Here is a 14720-nt window from a genome sequence, read left to right on the forward strand (position 1 = left end):
AATCCTATTTAACCTGAAATCTAATTTTGACCATATTGACATCGTGGCATTTTAAATTTATTATATAGACAAATGTTAGTGAGTACTAACTTCAAAGCCTTGCGCTGAATTGGGAAGGTGATTATGGAGAATAAGCTGATCTTGGACAATAAAGCCAAACTGATGCTCGCGGCTATAGACCTGATGGCTGAGAAAGGTTATAAAGGCGTATCTACGAAGGAAATTGCAGCAGCGGCCGGTGTCAGTGAGATGACATTGTTCCGTAATTTCGGCAGCAAGCATAACCTGCTGGACAAAGCCGTTGACCATTACCATTATGCGATTGAAATGACTCACATTTTTAACGAAAACGTCATATGGGACTTGAGAGCCGACTTGCTCATGATCAGCCAGATGTATCATGAAATTATGGAACGTAACCGGAAGCTGTTCCTCATTGTATTGGGCGATAAGGAATTAACGGAAATCCGCGAAAAAGCACAGAAGCATCCGCGGAAGCTGTTGGAGTTATTGACGAATTATTTCATAGAGATGCAGAAAAAGAACAAACTGATTCCAACCGACGCGGAGATGCAGGCGATCACGTTCATGTGGATGAATTACGGGGCGTTCATGTCGCAGTTGTTTGTTAAAACTGAGCTTACAACAAAATCCAAGGAACAATTTATGAGATCAAGTATCGATTTATTCGTCAGGGCGTTAAGCCCTTAATTTTTCGAAGGTTGGATAGTGAGTGCTAACAAACTATACGGCGGAGGTGTTACAAAAAATATGGAATCACGCAAGCTTGTTGGACAAACGGCATCTACAGGTTTCCAAGTCGGTGTTAGGAGAACGCTGCCAATCTCGCCCGAGCGGGCATGGACGTTTCTGACCTCTCCCGAAGGGATCGAGTTGTGGCTTGGCCACGTATCGCCGCTTGCCTTTACCGAGGGAGAGATGTTTACTTCCGATGAGGGGATTTTCGGTCAGTTCCGGGTAGTAAAGCCCTTCAAGCAGCTTCGCTTAAAGTGGGGCAAGAAGGATTGGGAGAAGCCGTCTACGCTGCAAATCCGGCTTCTATCCAACCATCCCGATCGAACGGCGATCAGCTTCCATCAAGAGAATCTCGATCATCCGAACACGCGGGAACAAATGAAGCTTCAGTGGGAAAACGTTCTGGACGCCATCAGGCGGAAAACAAACAATGTAACCGATGAAGAGGAGATGAATCATGATGAATAGATTCAGTCATATCGATCTTAGAGTAAATGATCTGGACAGCATTCTGCCTTTTTATGAAGCGCTTCTTCCCGAGTTGGGATTTACTCGGACTTTTCACAGTGCGAATTGGAAGGTATACGCGGCCGAAGGAGAACTGCCGAGCGCCGCTTATTTTGCGATCACCGAAGACCGGGAGCATAAGCCCAATCCCAATCTCATCGGATTCTGGGCGAATGATCGGGCTGAAGTTGATCATATTGCCAAGCTGGTCAAGGAAAATGGGGGCGCCATAAACGACGGCCCCCGGTTATTCCCGATCAGCCCGACTTATTACGCCGTCTATTTTGAAGATCCTTGCGGAAATAAATATGAGCTGGTGCATCGATTGAATTAGGCTGTCTTCAAAGGACAGAGTCCTTATATTTGTCGATATACAGTGTCCCGTCCAATTGGAGCTCGGCGTAAAAAACTTCTTCCAGGGAATGAACGCCATTCTTCTTTAACTGCTGGTTGAGCCAGTTGACGGAGACGTCCATTTTCTTCATATTTTTTTCTACGATTTTTCCGTCTACGATAAGCTCTAGCGGGATTCTGTGAACGGTGGAGACAGTGGCTTTCATATCTTTTTTCGTCGCGGCTTGCAGTTCTTCTTTTAACAGCACGCTTAGTTGACCGTCTGGTTCCAGAATCGCGAATTCAACGGTTTCGGGCGAAAAGACGTCCTTATTCCGCAGCAGCATGCTTAAGTCGTCGATGTTGAGACGCTGCTTTGCCAATGCTTTTTCCAAAATCTTGCCCTGTTTGATGAGGATCGTAGGCTGGCCGTCGAGAATCTCCCGCGCTTTGACAGATTGCAATCCGATCAAAGCGACCAGGATCGTCATAAGCGTCCATAAGACCAGGCTTGAGATTCCTTGCAGCAGCGTAATCTGTTGATTGACGATGATCTCGGCAGTGGTCGAGCCGAAGGTGATTCCCGTAACGTAGTTGAAAAACGTTAGATGCCCGACCTGATTTTTACCGAGCAGACGGGTTAAGATGAGCAGTGCAACGAAGGATGCTGCCGTGCGAAGAAGAATGTCTCCATACGTCATTTATTGAGGCCCCTTGCAGTACGGTTTGTATTAGGGTGGCCTTTATTTCCAGTATATATGCTTGAGAGGTCAAGCGTTTAGACAATCGTGTAGTTAATCCAATCCCCTTGCACGCTTCCCATCTTATCAAAAAAACGTTGAGCACGTTTGTTGTCTGCAGCCGTTATCCAAGACATGTGCGTGAATTGATGCTCTTGCGTGTACTTTTGACATTCTAGGAACAGGTGTGCCTCCACTTCTGTATCTCGTAATGGCTCGATTACAAACAGATCGTTCATCACCGTGTATCTATCTGCCTTCATCGTGCTAAATGTAAAGTATAAGGTCGCAAAGCCAATTAACTTCCCATCTTGTTCGGCCACAAACTGTATACCTTCCTTTTTCTGTAAAAGGGTGCGAATCAATTGATGAAGCTTTTCAAGGTCAGGTCGAGGTTTCTTATAAAAACCAACTATGTATTCATACATCAATTCGGACAAACCGTTCAAATCATTAAGCTCAGCATCTCTTATAACAAATGACATTAAGCAACCCTCCTGATTATGATTGAATAAATATACATTATGATGAATTAAAATTCAAGTCGTTGGCAGTTATAAATAATGTTATCTAGGGTTCCGCGATTGATAAATCGGCTGGTCCGAGAGATAACTCACGGCCGGTAGGTCGTGTCACGGAGGGATAAAAGCCCGGGAGATAAGCTGTTAAACGACAGTTTGTTTCCCAGGCTTTTTTTATTTTTTCTGCATTTGGAAACAATGAGTGCAGGTAGGCTTGAAGTTAGTTAGCGAAGGAACAAGAGAAGTTATTGATTCATTATTAGGGGGACAACGGGGATGACTAAGCACATAAAAAAATGCACGTTCGATGATCTTGGCGTACTTCAAGAAGTTAGTGTTGAAACATTTACTGAGACGTTTAAGAATGACAATTCACCTGAAAATATGAAAGCCTATTTGGAAAAAGCGTTTAACTTAAAACAATTAGAAAAAGAACTGTCCAGCAGTTCTTCGCAATTCTTTTTTGTTTACCTTGATGATGAAGTCGCGGGATATTTGAAGGTGAACACCAATGACGCCCAGTCTGAAGAGATGGGGGAAGAGTCCCTTGAAATCGAGAGAATCTATATAAAGAGCAGCTTTCAAAAACATGGGCTTGGCAAATATCTGCTAGATCAAGCTATAGAAATCGCAACGGAACTTCGTAAAAAGAAAATCTGGCTAGGCGTATGGGAAAAAAACAAAAATGCCATCGCGTTTTATAAGAAAATGGGATTTGTTGAAACAGGAGCTCATTCTTTCTATATGGGTGATGAAGAACAAATAGATTTTATAATGGCCAAAACACTTATATACCAGTAAGGCAGGCAGGGTAGGACAAACTGAATCTCATTATTTTCGAGCAGCCACTTTCACCTATTTAAATATGATGTCATGACTTTCCACTTTGCCCGTATCATCAAAATGAAGCTGCAACAAAGTAACCTTTACCCCGAATCCTGCACTCCCGATGTAGTACAAGAATTGTCGTGAAGGTTCAGTTAACTTTTCCGCTGGTTCTCCAAGCAAGTCAATAATTTCGCTCTCGGTCATACCCTTAAGTGTGTACTTGCTTGTTAAATCGCTCACCATATCGTGTCTTTTCTCTGGTTCTTTGAGCCACGTTTCCTGGTCAAAGCGACTGCATGAACAAAGAATAAGTACCAATAAGAATGAAAGTGTAATTTTCTTCATCGGAACACCCTTTCAATAACTCAATAGTAAGCAGAACGCTCCCTACACAACGAAACCAAGTCGAAGAATGTTGCAAAAATTTGGTTGCAACATCTCTATTGACAGGATATATTTGGAAAAGGTATACTGATTTAAATTTCATACTCGTTAAACGCAAGGATTGGGAGTATTAAGGATGAGTATTGCTCAGAGAACTGTCGTTTCGGTGCGAGACAGTCAATAGCTTCCCCAACTCACCCATGAGCGGTAAGGCTGAAACCAGCAGGTTTAGGTCTTAACGGTTAACCTCCGTCATTTGGTTCTAAGATGGTTCGTTAACGTTCGGAAACAAACGAATCAAAAAGAGTGGTACCGCGAAGGGAAACCTGTCGCCTCTTTGTAGGCGATAGGTTTTTTTATTGTACTTTAAACAAGAAAACAGGGTGAGGCAGGTGTTATCAAATGGAAAACGTGATTGATTATTATTCCCGGTTTGACGAGTGGGGCAGGTTGGATAGAGAACCGCTAGAGTTTATCATTAACTGGCATTACATGAAAACCTATTTACCTCCCATCGGCAACGTATTTGACAATGGAGCTGGCCCCGGGAAATATGCCATGGAGTTAGCGAAGCTGGGATATCGTGTAACCCTTTCTGACTTAACACCTCGCTTAGTGGAAATGGCGAAAGAAAAGGCAGACGAACTGGGCATAGCAGAACGCTTCAATGGCTTTCATGTGTTGAATGCTGCACATTTGGACGGATTACCGAATGAAGGGTTTGACGCTTCTTTGATGCTGGGACCACTTTACCACTTGCAGAGCGAAGAAGAACGGATCAGTGCAGTAAGGGAGTTGTTCCGCGTTACCAAAAAAGGGGGCATCGTTTTTGTCGCTTTTCAGAGCAGGATGAGAATGACAATAACGTCCTTGCAATATCCACAGCACTGGAAGCCCAATGATACGATAGATGCTATAAAAGAATTCCGTGAAACGGGGATTTTTAATCACGCGGATAAGGGGCGTTTTACTGGAGCCTATTACTTCGACATCAGTGAAATTACCCCCTTTATGGAAAGTCAGGGGTTCGAAACGGTTGATTTGATTGGTTCTTCCAGTATCGGTGGATTGATAACCAATGAACAAAGGCAGTTATGGGAAGAAAAGGGCGAGTCGCAGAGGCTGATGGATTTATTTATTGAACTTGCTAAGGATCCTTACGTCCTGGGAACATCGTCTCATTTGCTGTATATCGGCAGAAGAAAGTAATCGAGGGATGTTTAGCTGGATTCTCCAGCCGAACATCCTTCCCTATAGTCAGAAGCCATTCCAGACGATGGTTTTGGCGATGGGGAGTCGAGCGGATGGCCGGGCAGGAACGGCTGCCTTGCCGATGGCGATCAGCATGACGGGAATATAACGCGGCGGCACGTTGAAAGCTTCGGTAAATTGATCGGCGTCAAATCCGCCCATAGGGCACGAATCCAGTCTGTTCGCTTTCGCAGCGAGCATGAACTGCATCGCGACCAGCGATGCGTTGCGGATTGCCTCTTCGTGGGGATAGTTCGGCGCGCTTGTGTAAGCAGCTTCAATTTGGCTGATCAGGCTCGACTTGGTATTTTCAGGCAGCAACCCGTCTTGTACGTCCGGTCCAAAGACATTTTCGGCGTTTAAATTGGCTTGAATATCCCCTAGTACGGCAATGACGATGGAAGGCCTCCACGACCTGCTTTTGCCCGTAGGCGATAGGCAGCAGCTTCTCTTTGGCAGCCTGGTTATGAATGGCGAGGAACTTCCAATGCTGAAGATTGCAAGCCGAGGGTGCGCCGCTTGCAATCTCCAGCAGCTCTTTAATCTCTTGCTCTTCCAGTTCGTGCGAAGCGTCAACATGTTTGACGGAATGACGTTCCCGAACGATGGTGAAAAAATCGCTTTGTATAGCGGATGACATATACGCTCAACTCCTTCAGTGGTTTATTTCAAACTTCATGCTTCGGCACGTTTCCCCTGTACCATGCTTTCCGCAGCCTTTTTTCGCCCCAGACGATTCGCCCCGACAACCCCGGCTATAATCAGCAACGAGCCGATCAAATGGTAGACCGTAAGTTCTTCCCCGAGCACGATCGCTCCGGCCGCCATGGAGACGATCGTAGACAGATTGGCAAATACGCTCATTTTCGAGGCTTCCATCTTGGACAAAATGTAGTTGGACGTCAAGGCGGTGACGAGCGAGGATACAATGCCCAAGTAAAGAACGGATACGACAAACGTACTGCTGGAGAGCGGTACGAAAAAGCGATGGAGCGTACCGGCCGCCGCATGACCCGCGAACGAAATGATAAGGAAGACGGCAAAGCCAATGGCCATCATGATATAAGTGATTTCCGCCGGGCTGAACTGCTTCGTCAGCGACCGGGCCATGGTGGTATATCCGGCAAAAATGACGCATGTCAACAGCAGCAAAGTGATCCCCGTCAGGTTCGACCAATCGATGCCGCCGCCCTTCATCAGGAAAATGAACACAACGCCGAACACCGACACAAAGATCGACAGCTTCTGTAAGAGGGTGGTCATTTCTTTCAAAAAGACGGAGGCGACGATCATCGTGACGATCGGGGTGAACGCGTACAGGATGCCTCCCTCTGCCGAAGTAGCGTGCTGCAGCCCGTACGCCTGGAGCGTGAAAAAGCCAAGCGGATACATGGCGGCCAGCGGCAGCAATTTAGGCCATGGCTTGCCGCGGTACGCCAGTTTAACCCAGCCGAACGCCACCGGGACGGACATGACCAAAAATGAAGCGGCGAAACGGAAGGTCAGCGTGTCGAGCGGACTGGCGTCATCAAGCGCTTGCTTGGCAAACAAAAAAGACAATCCGATAATAACTGCGTTCAGCACGGCGAAAAAATAGGGAAGCTTCAATGATTTTGAATCCATGATGACATCATCCTCTCTAACAATCGTGAGCGTTCACGAACGTCTCAACCTTTGTGTTGATGATAAGCCAAACCGGCTGATCGAACAACGGCCTTTTCGTCCAACTGTATCGATACAGTTGAGGGATGTGCTGTATAATGGAGAAGTGAAGATGACGAGGGCGGACGGGGGAGGCAGCATGAAAAAATATTTTGCGATTTTATCCGATATGGAGAACAAGATCCGGGAGGGACTATACGTTCCTGGACAAAAGCTGCCTTCCGTTCGCAGCTCGGCGGAATTGTATGGGTGCAGCGTCGGCACGATCACGAGAGCATACGCAGAACTGGAGAAGCGTCACGCCATTTATTCGGTTCCGCAAAGCGGCTTTTATGTGGTCGAGAAGCCGGGGGATTGGCGTGACAATAGAGATAGCCGGCTGATCAATTTTGCCACGGTATTGCCGGACCTGGACGCGTTTCCGTATTTGGATTTTCAGCATTGCTTAAACAAAGCGATCGATATCTACAAATACGACCTGTTTACTTATGGCGAACCCAGAGGGCTGGAGTCTTTGCGCCACACGCTTGTTCCCCATTTGGCGGGTGACCAGGTGTTTGCCCAAGCTGAGCGGATCATCATTACCCCGGGAGCGCAGCAGGCATTGGAAACATTAGCGAAAATGCCGTTTCCGAACGGGAGAAAGGCGGTTTTGGTCGAACAGCCGACTTACGATATCTATGTGCGGTTTCTGCAGACGGAGGGCATACCGGTATACGGCATCGCCCGTACGGCGGCGGGTATTGACTTGCGGGAGCTGGAGAAATGGTTCAGAGGCGGCGAGATCAAATTTTTCTACACCATGTCCAGGTACCATAACCCGCTTGGCACAACCTACAGCGCAGAAGAGAGGAAGGCTATCGCCAGGCTGGCCGGCAAATACGACGTATTCGTTCTGGAGGACGATTACATGGCTGATCTGGGTGCGGAGCGGCAGTTCGATCCCATTTATGCTTACGATGGAGGTTCGAATGTCATTTATTTGAAGAGCTTCTCCAAAATTATTTTTCCGGGCCTAAGGGTAGGGGCCATCGTTTTGCCGGAACGGCTGCTCGGGACCTTCCATGCCTACAAAATATATCCCGACACTTCGCTGCTGTCCCAGGCAGCGCTTGAGGTGTATATTAAAAACGGCATGTACGAGCGGCACAAGCATAAGATCGGCAGCTTGTACGAATCGCGCATGCGGGCTTTGAACGCGTCGGTGGAACGGCACAATAGGCAGGGGCTGATTGAAGTGCCGCCCATTCGTTCAGGCATTTACACGCACTTCAAGCTGAAGTCGACGGTCAACCTGGAACGCCTCATAAAGCGGCTTGCTGGCAGGAATATTCGCGTCGTGTCCGGCAAAGGGTTCTATTTGTCGAGTTACCTGGAGCGGGAGAAGTTTCTGCGGATCAGCATCTCCCAGACACAACCAGAACAAATCGACGAAGGAGTTAAGGGGATTCTGGAGGAAATAGGGCGGGAAAGCAAGTGGTAGACGGCATTTTCAGGCTTATCGTTTCTGTTGGAAAAATAAACACTGCTTTGGCGATGGTTTCCTGGCGCCATCGACGTTGACACCCGGGAGGAATCGGGCTAAAGTAGGGTAAGTACAGTTTTTCCCGCCATTTATAAGGAGCCGTAACGCATGAAATTGAATAATACGAGTCAGGAACCGCTCTACTTACAATTAAAAAATATTATCAAAGAAGATATACACCGGGGGAAATACAGTGCCGGTGAACAGCTGCCTCCCGAGGAAGAGCTATGCGAAACGTACGGTGTCAGTCGGGGGACGGCGCGCAAGGCTATCATGGATCTGGTCGGCGAGGGTATTCTGAAGCGCCATCAGGGCAAGGGCACATTTGTCCGGGAAGAATCGATGATTAAGCGCGAGCTGTTCTCGATGGGCGGTTATTCCGAAACGGCTACCACGACTGGGGATGCGCTGCGTCCGCATATTTTGTCCTGTTCGGTGATCGGAGCGGACGATTATCTGGCCTCTTTTTTTCAAGTCGAGCCGGGCGATCGGATTTTGGAGCTGAAGCGCACGCACTACATTCGGGACGAGGTGCTCATCTATGAGACCGCTCACTACTCGCTTGACCGTTTTCCAGGGCTGGAGCGCTTTATATTGGAGTCGCCATCGACCTACAGCACGCTGAAGAGACGGTACAATATCGAGATGACGTACACGGAGAAAACGTTGGAGCTGGCGCATGCGACAGAAGAAGAGGCCGCTGTTCTGAATTGCGATCCGGGAACGACGCTGTATGTCATCGAACGCAAGTCGTACGACGACGATGATGCTCCGATTCATATTTCGTCTTCCTTGTACAAGACGAACCGTGTCAAATTTACAATTACGGTCAACCAGCGCGAAGAAAAGGGTTCGCGGGCTCCGCGAGAGCCGGAATCTATATAACCACCCGCCGATAGGCCAAGCGCCCGCAGGTCACATCGGGAATTCAAGTCCGCCATAGCCTGGCGGGCTTTTTTCATGCCCGGCCGCAGGGGCGGCAACTGGACGGCGAAAGTCCGTTTCAGGCCTCGCGATAGGACGCTTAGAATTGACCGCAAGCGAAAATTTTCCATAGTGCAGCGCTTTCAAAAAAATCGTTGACTCCATTTGTACATTATTGTACAATAACGTATGTGAACAATATTATACAACTTGGAGGTAACGTCATGATGGTCAATGAACATGTGCAGCGCGTACTGGACGCAGTGAAAGAAAGATCGATTGAACGTGTGTTTTTCGTAGCTTGTGGAGGTTCGTCATCCTTGATGTATTCCAGCAAATATATCTTGGACCGCGAGGCGGAAACGATCACCTCGGATTTGTACAGCTCCAATGAATTTATTCATCGAAATCCGAGAACGCTAAACGAAAGATCGCTTGTCATCTTGTGTTCGCTGCGGGGCAACACGCCGGAAACCGTAGAAGCGGCCAAATTCGCCCGCAGTAAAGGAGCCATTACCGCATCGATGACGAACCTGACCGACTCCCCGCTGGCTCAAGCTTCGGAGTATGTCATCCCGTATTCGTGGGGAGGGGAAGTGAAGGCGGAGGAATCGAACTACGGCGTATTGTATCAGTTGGTGCTCGGCGTGCTTTCCGTTAAGGAAGGGAACAAGAAGCTTGATAGCATGCTGCGCAGCATGCCGCATTTCGACTCCGTCTATGCCAAGGCCAAACAACAATTCGCTCCCACAGCGCAAAAGTTCGCCGTCGATTTCAAGGATGAGAGCGTCATCTACACGATGGCAAGCGGCGCGAACTACGGCATCGCCTACATGTTTGCGATCTGTTTCCTGATGGAAATGCAATGGAAAAATTCGCATGCGATTCATGCCGGTGAGTTTTTCCACGGACCATTTGAAATTTTGGACAAGCAGTCGCCGTTCATTTTGTTCCTCGGCCTTGACGAAACTCGCCCGCTCGAAGAGCGCGCCCTCAAGTTTCTCCGCCAATACGGCGAAAAGCTGCTCATTATCGATGCGAAGGACTACGACTTCACCGGGATTGAGGAAGACGTTAAGGGTTACGTGGCCCCGCTCGTTCTCAACCAGGTCATCCGTCAATTTGCCGCCGAATTGGCCAAAGAAACGAACCACCCGCTTGAAACGAGAAGGTACATGTGGAAGGTCGCTTATTGATCGTTTGATCATTTGATGGGCCGGCCGCGGGCAGGAGCAATAGGGGAACGTTCTCTATTGCCTTCCTTCATCGCGGGTTTGAAAGCGTTTTTTTTAAAACTTGATCACTATAAAGGGGGAACTAGCCATGAAAAAAACGATTGCCATCCTTATGAGCGCTTTGATGATCCTTCTGCTTGCCGCTGCCTGCTCGAATGGTAATGACGCCGGGAAGGCGGCGGGCGAAACGGGAGATGCGGGCAAAGTGACGCTTCAGTTTTTTCACAGATGGCCGAACGAGCCGTTCAATGGTTACTTCAATAGCGTCATCAAGGAATTCCAAGACAAAAATCCGAATATTAAAATCGAGGTCATCTCGGCGCTGAATGACCAGTACAAGCAGAAGATCAACGTCGTTCTGGCCAATGAAAATCCGCCGGACATCTTCTTCTCCTGGGCCGGAGAATACGGAGAGAAGTTCGCCCGCGAAGGAAAAGCGCTTGACTTGACGAGCTATTATGCGGACGACAAGACATGGTCGGAGCAAATAATGCCTTCCGCCATTGAGCCCTTTACGAAAGACGGCAAGACATTCGCCGTTCCCCTGATGGTGTCGACGAAGCTGTTCTACTATAACAAGACGGTCTTCAACAAGCTGGGGCTCCAGCCTCCGGCGACTTGGTCGCAATTCATGCAGGTGCTCACCAAGCTGAAAGCGGAGAGCGGCCTTACGCCTCTTGCGGTCGGGAATAAAGCGCCATGGGTTGCCGGCGCCTACATGACCTCGCTGAACGCTCGCCTTGTACCCGGGGACGTGCTGACGAAAGATTACGCGGCGGCAACCGGCGAGTTCACTCATCCGGGTTATGTTCAGGCAATCCAGAAGTTCCAGGAACTTATGCCTTATATGAACGATCAGCCGAATGCGATCTCGTTCGAGGAAGAGCGGAATATGTTCATCAACCAGCAGGCAGTTATCTCTTATGAGGAAACGAGCGGGTTCCGGTTCTTCAAGGATCTTCCTTTCGAATGGGGCTTCTTCCAGATGCCGGCGATCGAAGGTGGAGCGGGAGATCCGAACATTATGACGGGCGCGCCGGAAGGGTTCATGATTTCGGCGAAGACGAAGCACCCGAAAGAAGCGATGGCGTTTTTGAAATTTTTGACGAGCAAGGAAAATGGCGTGAAATACGTCAAGGATACGAATTACGCCAGTGCGGTCAAAGGCGCTATCAATGCGGAGACCTCCCCGCACCCGCTCATGATTGAAGCGGCGAACAAAATCATCGAGGCGAAGAGCATGGCGCAATGGGTCGATACGCTGATGGATTCGCGGGTATCCCAGGTTTACTTGGCCGCCATGCAGGAAGTGCTTAACAATAAAAAGACGCCGGAACAAGTCATGAAGGAAGTTCAGGATATTGCCAAGCAAGTACGCGGAAAATAAAGCAATGCCGCAAGCACGCCGGGCGGAGCCAAAACTGAGGCTCCGCTCCCTCCATACGAATGAAGGTGAAACCTTATGACCAACAAGAAGTTGACTCCGTATTTATACATTTTGCCAAGCGTACTCATTCTTGCCGTCTTTATCTACTACCCTGTCATCCAAAACCTGCAGTCCGGATTTTTCAGCTGGAGTCCTTTTTCGAGCAAAAAGGATTTTGTCGGATTTGACAATTACACCCGGCTTTTCGGGGATTCGGTTTTTTACATTGCGCTGAAAAATACGCTGCTGCATGCCGGCTTCTCACTTGTTTTTCAGGTGCTGGGAGGCCTAATGCTCGCTGCTATTTTGGAAGATGCCTTGTTCCGCAAAATATCGCCCATATTGCGCACCGTTTACTTTTTGCCTGTGATGATATCGGTTTCGGTAATCGGTCTGCTATTCGGCTTCATCTACAACCCGCAGATCGGTCTGCTGAACAAGCTGCTCGAACTGATCGGCTTAGGCCAATACGCAACCGGGTGGCTCGGCAACAGCTCGACTGCGATTTATGCCGTTATCGCAATGAGCCAGTGGCAAGGAATCGGGTATATTACGATGCTGTTTATCGTCGCCATTCAGAAAATTCCGCAGGAACTGTATGAGGCGTCCAAGATCGACGGCTGCAGCAAAACTCAGGCGTTCTGGTACATTACCGTGCCGCAGGTCAAGGAAATGATGTTTGTGACGACCGTGTTCGTCATCAGCCAGTCGTTCCTGACGTTCGCGGACGTTTACGTCCTGACGAACGGGGGCCCCGGCAATTCGTCGCAGGTGCTGAGCACCTTCTTGTATCAAAGAGCGTTCGTCGACAACGAGATGGGTTATGCGTCGAGTATCGCCAACGTCATATTGGCTATCACCTTCCTATTCTACATGCTGCAAACGAAACTGTTTAAAACCGGGAAGGAGGAGTAACCATGAGCATCGCCGCCTCCCAAGGCAAGAAGCGATCTGTCGGCATGATCGCAGGCATTGTGTTCGTTTCGCTCGTTCTGATCGGCTATTTTCTAATCGTCGCCTATCCGTTGTTCTGGATGGTGATGAGCTCCTTCAAGGAAACAAAAGAAATATACGGCAGCAGCTGGTCTTTGCCGACGAAATGGATGCCCTCCAATTATGCCAAAGCATGGACGATGGGCGTCTCGAAATATTTCATGAACAGCGTCATCGTGACGGCCTGTTCCGTCGTTCTGACGGTTTTGCTCAGCGCATTCAGCGCTTACGGCCTGTCCCGTTTTTCCTTCAAAGGGAAATATGTTATTTTGGCGTTGTTGTCCGCCGGGCTGATGTTTTCGCCGCAGGTAAGCCTTATTCCGCTTTACAAGCTCGTGCAGACGTTTGGTATTCATAATACGCATTGGGCGCTTATTCTGCCTTATGTGGCGTTCCGCACCTCGATGACGGTGCTGCTCATCCGTTCGTTTTTCTTGCAAATTCCGAAGGAATTGGAAGAATCGGCTTATTTGGAAGGCTGCTCGAGTCTCGGCATTTTCTTCCGCATTTTCATCCCGATGAGCAAGCCGATTATTTGGACGACCGTTCTGCTGACGGCGTATTGGACGTGGAACGAATTTTTATTCGCGATTATTTTCATCGACAGCGATTCCGTCAAAACGATCACTTCCGGCTTGCTGGCATTCCGCGACGCTTTGTATACGGATTGGGGCGTCTTGATGGCGGGGCTCGTTATCTCTGCCCTGCCGCTCGTTCTTCTGTTCATTTTCATGCAGAAGCATTTCGTGCGGGGACTGGCGGAAGGCGGAGTCAAAGGATAAGAAGGGAGAAGGCGCACGTGAAATTGATCGGCATCGGAGACAGCGTCGTCGACTATTACAAGGACCAGGGGAACATGTATCCGGGGGGAAATGCGCTGAACGCCGCCGTCTTCGCCAGAAGAAGCGGCTGCGAGAAGGCCGCTTATATGGGGATCGTCGGGCGTGATGTTCCGGGAGCGCATATTCTCGATTCCCTGGAGCGGGAAGGGCTGGATATCGGCCGGGTACGGGTGGTGGATGCTCCTTCCGGAGTCGCTACCGTTTCCCTGAGCCAGGAGGGAGACCGGGTGTTTATCGCTTCGAACAAGGCGAAGCGGGCGCAGTCGGTACTCGCGTTGAAAATCAACGCGGACGATTTGGACTATATTGCGGAATACGATGTCGTTCATACGAGCATCAACAGCGATCTGGAGCATGAGCTGGCCAAGCTGAGGGGGAAGGCGATTTCGTTTGACTTTTCCACGCGCAACCGTTGGGATGCCGACTATTTGCATCAAGTATGCCCTTATTTGACCTATGCTTTTTTCTCCGGCAGCGATATGGGACCTTCGGAAATCGACGATCTGTTCGATTTCGTCCACAAGCTGGGCGTCCGCGTCATCGGGGTTACCCGGGGAGCGGACCCGGCCATATTTTCAGAGGGAGGCAAGGTGTTCCGGCAGGTTTCGCTGAAGACCGAGGTCGTCGATACGATGGGGGCTGGCGATTCACTGATCGGCGCATTTTTGCGGCATTATCACGAAAGCCGCGACTTGCCGTACGCTCTGAACGAAGCGACGGCATTCGCATCGGCCGTCTGCGGTTATTATGGGGCGTTCGGCTATGGGAAGCAAGCGGCATTATAGGAGGGGGA

General features: G+C 49.1%; 18 protein-coding genes, 1 riboswitch and 1 other annotated feature. Of the genes, 12 read left to right on the forward strand and 6 right to left on the reverse strand.

Annotated elements, in window-relative coordinates; all coding sequences use genetic code 11:
- The first annotated feature begins 123 nt into the window (after positions 1 to 123).
- Genes BLR08_RS24725 through BLR08_RS24735 form a run of 3 tightly spaced genes read left to right on the forward strand, consistent with a single transcriptional unit; the run spans position 124 to position 1597 of the window.
- Positions 124 to 711 carry a TetR/AcrR family transcriptional regulator gene (locus BLR08_RS24725; RefSeq protein WP_072331037.1) on the forward strand — a complete coding sequence of 196 codons (588 nt, stop codon included), beginning with the start codon at positions 124 to 126 and terminating at the stop codon, positions 709 to 711.
- Between the two features lie 60 nt (positions 712 to 771).
- Positions 772 to 1224 (forward strand): SRPBCC domain-containing protein, encoded by a 453-nt coding sequence (locus BLR08_RS24730; protein WP_072331035.1) that lies wholly within the window; start codon positions 772 to 774, stop codon positions 1222 to 1224.
- Positions 1214 to 1597: a VOC family protein gene (locus BLR08_RS24735; RefSeq protein WP_072331033.1), complete on the forward strand. Its 384-nt coding sequence runs from the start codon at positions 1214 to 1216 to the stop codon at positions 1595 to 1597. The genes BLR08_RS24730 and BLR08_RS24735 overlap by 11 nt, the downstream gene beginning before the upstream one ends.
- Before the next feature lie 7 nt (positions 1598 to 1604).
- Here the strand turns inward: BLR08_RS24735 and BLR08_RS24740 are convergent, their stop codons facing one another.
- Both BLR08_RS24740 and BLR08_RS24745 read right to left on the reverse strand, forming a co-directional pair.
- Positions 1605 to 2297: a YetF domain-containing protein gene (locus BLR08_RS24740; protein ID WP_072331031.1), complete on the reverse strand. Its 693-nt coding sequence runs from the start codon at positions 2295 to 2297 to the stop codon at positions 1605 to 1607.
- 77 nt (positions 2298 to 2374) lie between these two features.
- Entirely contained in the window at positions 2375 to 2821 is a 447-nt protein-coding gene (locus BLR08_RS24745; protein WP_072331029.1) for a GNAT family N-acetyltransferase, read from the reverse strand.
- Between the two features lie 74 nt (positions 2822 to 2895).
- Positions 2896 to 2995: riboswitch (guanidine-I (ykkC/yxkD leader) on the forward strand.
- Positions 2996 to 3133: 138 nt separating this feature from the next.
- On the opposite strand from BLR08_RS24745, the gene BLR08_RS24750 reads away from it, so the two are divergent.
- Positions 3134 to 3658 (forward strand): spermidine/spermine N(1)-acetyltransferase, encoded by a 525-nt coding sequence (locus BLR08_RS24750; RefSeq protein WP_072331027.1) that lies wholly within the window; start codon positions 3134 to 3136, stop codon positions 3656 to 3658.
- Positions 3659 to 3712: 54 nt separating this feature from the next.
- Here the strand turns inward: BLR08_RS24750 and BLR08_RS24755 are convergent, their stop codons facing one another.
- Entirely contained in the window at positions 3713 to 4030 is a 318-nt protein-coding gene (locus BLR08_RS24755) for a hypothetical protein (RefSeq protein WP_072331025.1), read from the reverse strand.
- 147 nt (positions 4031 to 4177) lie between these two features.
- Positions 4178 to 4409, forward strand: a binding site (T-box leader).
- A 62-nt stretch (positions 4410 to 4471) separates the two neighbouring features.
- On the opposite strand from BLR08_RS24755, the gene BLR08_RS24760 reads away from it, so the two are divergent.
- Positions 4472 to 5278, forward strand: a complete 807-nt coding sequence (locus tag BLR08_RS24760) for a class I SAM-dependent methyltransferase (RefSeq protein WP_072331023.1) — start codon at positions 4472 to 4474, stop codon at positions 5276 to 5278.
- Between the two features lie 48 nt (positions 5279 to 5326).
- On the opposite strand, the gene BLR08_RS32170 is transcribed toward BLR08_RS24760, so the two are convergent.
- From BLR08_RS32170 to BLR08_RS24770, 3 genes are read right to left on the reverse strand one after another with little or no spacing between them, the layout of a single operon-like run.
- Positions 5327 to 5641, reverse strand: coding sequence for a nitroreductase family protein (locus tag BLR08_RS32170; RefSeq protein WP_371117700.1), 315 nt, complete (start codon positions 5639 to 5641; stop codon positions 5327 to 5329).
- Positions 5631 to 5960, reverse strand: a complete 330-nt coding sequence (locus BLR08_RS32175) for a nitroreductase family protein (protein WP_371117701.1) — start codon at positions 5958 to 5960, stop codon at positions 5631 to 5633. Before BLR08_RS32175 ends, BLR08_RS32170 begins: the two co-directional genes overlap by 11 nt.
- Positions 5961 to 5995: 35 nt before the next feature.
- Positions 5996 to 6943 carry a DMT family transporter gene (locus tag BLR08_RS24770; protein WP_072331021.1) on the reverse strand — a complete coding sequence of 316 codons (948 nt, stop codon included), beginning with the start codon at positions 6941 to 6943 and terminating at the stop codon, positions 5996 to 5998.
- A gap of 178 nt (positions 6944 to 7121) precedes the next feature.
- Here BLR08_RS24770 and BLR08_RS24775 point away from each other — a divergent pair, with 178 nt between their 5' ends.
- The 7 genes from BLR08_RS24775 (at position 7122) to BLR08_RS24805 (ending at position 14712) form a co-directional block, all read left to right on the forward strand.
- Positions 7122 to 8465 (forward strand): aminotransferase-like domain-containing protein, encoded by a 1344-nt coding sequence (locus BLR08_RS24775; RefSeq protein ID WP_072331319.1) that lies wholly within the window; start codon positions 7122 to 7124, stop codon positions 8463 to 8465.
- A 150-nt stretch (positions 8466 to 8615) separates the two neighbouring features.
- On the forward strand, positions 8616 to 9392 hold the full coding sequence (locus tag BLR08_RS24780) for a UTRA domain-containing protein (protein WP_072331020.1): 777 nt from the start codon (positions 8616 to 8618) through the stop codon (positions 9390 to 9392).
- Between the two features lie 263 nt (positions 9393 to 9655).
- Positions 9656 to 10627: an SIS domain-containing protein gene (locus tag BLR08_RS24785; RefSeq protein ID WP_072331018.1), complete on the forward strand. Its 972-nt coding sequence runs from the start codon at positions 9656 to 9658 to the stop codon at positions 10625 to 10627.
- 127 nt (positions 10628 to 10754) lie between these two features.
- Complete coding sequence (locus BLR08_RS24790) at positions 10755 to 12053, forward strand: ABC transporter substrate-binding protein (RefSeq protein WP_072331016.1); 1299 nt, start codon at positions 10755 to 10757, stop codon at positions 12051 to 12053.
- Between the two features lie 75 nt (positions 12054 to 12128).
- Positions 12129 to 13007: a carbohydrate ABC transporter permease gene (locus BLR08_RS24795; protein WP_072331014.1), complete on the forward strand. Its 879-nt coding sequence runs from the start codon at positions 12129 to 12131 to the stop codon at positions 13005 to 13007.
- Between the two features lie 2 nt (positions 13008 to 13009).
- The gene (locus tag BLR08_RS24800) at positions 13010 to 13867 is read left to right on the forward strand and encodes a carbohydrate ABC transporter permease (RefSeq protein WP_072331012.1); all 858 of its coding nucleotides are present in this window, start codon (positions 13010 to 13012) and stop codon (positions 13865 to 13867) included.
- 17 nt (positions 13868 to 13884) lie between these two features.
- Positions 13885 to 14712, forward strand: a complete 828-nt coding sequence (locus BLR08_RS24805) for a PfkB family carbohydrate kinase (protein ID WP_072331010.1) — start codon at positions 13885 to 13887, stop codon at positions 14710 to 14712.
- Positions 14713 to 14720: the final 8 nt, after the last annotated feature.

It is taken from the genome of Paenibacillus sp. cl123 (assembly GCF_900101595.1).
GTDB lineage: Bacteria > Bacillota > Bacilli > Paenibacillales > NBRC-103111 > Paenibacillus_G.

Bases quoted from the DNA above. Each gene is read 5' to 3' on its own strand.
- BLR08_RS24725 (WP_072331037.1), top strand. From the start codon at position 124: ATGGAGAATAAGCTGATCTTGGACAATAAAGCCAAACTGATGCTCGCG.
- BLR08_RS24730 (WP_072331035.1), top strand. From the start codon at position 772: ATGGAATCACGCAAGCTTGTTGGACAAACGGCATCTACAGGTTTCCAA.
- BLR08_RS24735 (WP_072331033.1), top strand. From the start codon at position 1,214: ATGATGAATAGATTCAGTCATATCGATCTTAGAGTAAATGATCTGGAC.
- BLR08_RS24740 (WP_072331031.1), bottom strand. From the start codon at position 2,297: ATGACGTATGGAGACATTCTTCTTCGCACGGCAGCATCCTTCGTTGCA.
- BLR08_RS24745 (WP_072331029.1), bottom strand. From the start codon at position 2,821: ATGTCATTTGTTATAAGAGATGCTGAGCTTAATGATTTGAACGGTTTG.
- BLR08_RS24750 (WP_072331027.1), top strand. From the start codon at position 3,134: ATGACTAAGCACATAAAAAAATGCACGTTCGATGATCTTGGCGTACTT.
- BLR08_RS24755 (WP_072331025.1), bottom strand. From the start codon at position 4,030: ATGAAGAAAATTACACTTTCATTCTTATTGGTACTTATTCTTTGTTCA.
- BLR08_RS24760 (WP_072331023.1), top strand. From the start codon at position 4,472: ATGGAAAACGTGATTGATTATTATTCCCGGTTTGACGAGTGGGGCAGG.
- BLR08_RS32175 (WP_371117701.1), bottom strand. From the start codon at position 5,960: ATGTCATCCGCTATACAAAGCGATTTTTTCACCATCGTTCGGGAACGT.
- BLR08_RS24770 (WP_072331021.1), bottom strand. From the start codon at position 6,943: ATGGATTCAAAATCATTGAAGCTTCCCTATTTTTTCGCCGTGCTGAAC.
- BLR08_RS24775 (WP_072331319.1), top strand. From the start codon at position 7,122: ATGAAAAAATATTTTGCGATTTTATCCGATATGGAGAACAAGATCCGG.
- BLR08_RS24780 (WP_072331020.1), top strand. From the start codon at position 8,616: ATGAAATTGAATAATACGAGTCAGGAACCGCTCTACTTACAATTAAAA.
- BLR08_RS24785 (WP_072331018.1), top strand. From the start codon at position 9,656: ATGATGGTCAATGAACATGTGCAGCGCGTACTGGACGCAGTGAAAGAA.
- BLR08_RS24790 (WP_072331016.1), top strand. From the start codon at position 10,755: ATGAAAAAAACGATTGCCATCCTTATGAGCGCTTTGATGATCCTTCTG.
- BLR08_RS24795 (WP_072331014.1), top strand. From the start codon at position 12,129: ATGACCAACAAGAAGTTGACTCCGTATTTATACATTTTGCCAAGCGTA.
- BLR08_RS24800 (WP_072331012.1), top strand. From the start codon at position 13,010: ATGAGCATCGCCGCCTCCCAAGGCAAGAAGCGATCTGTCGGCATGATC.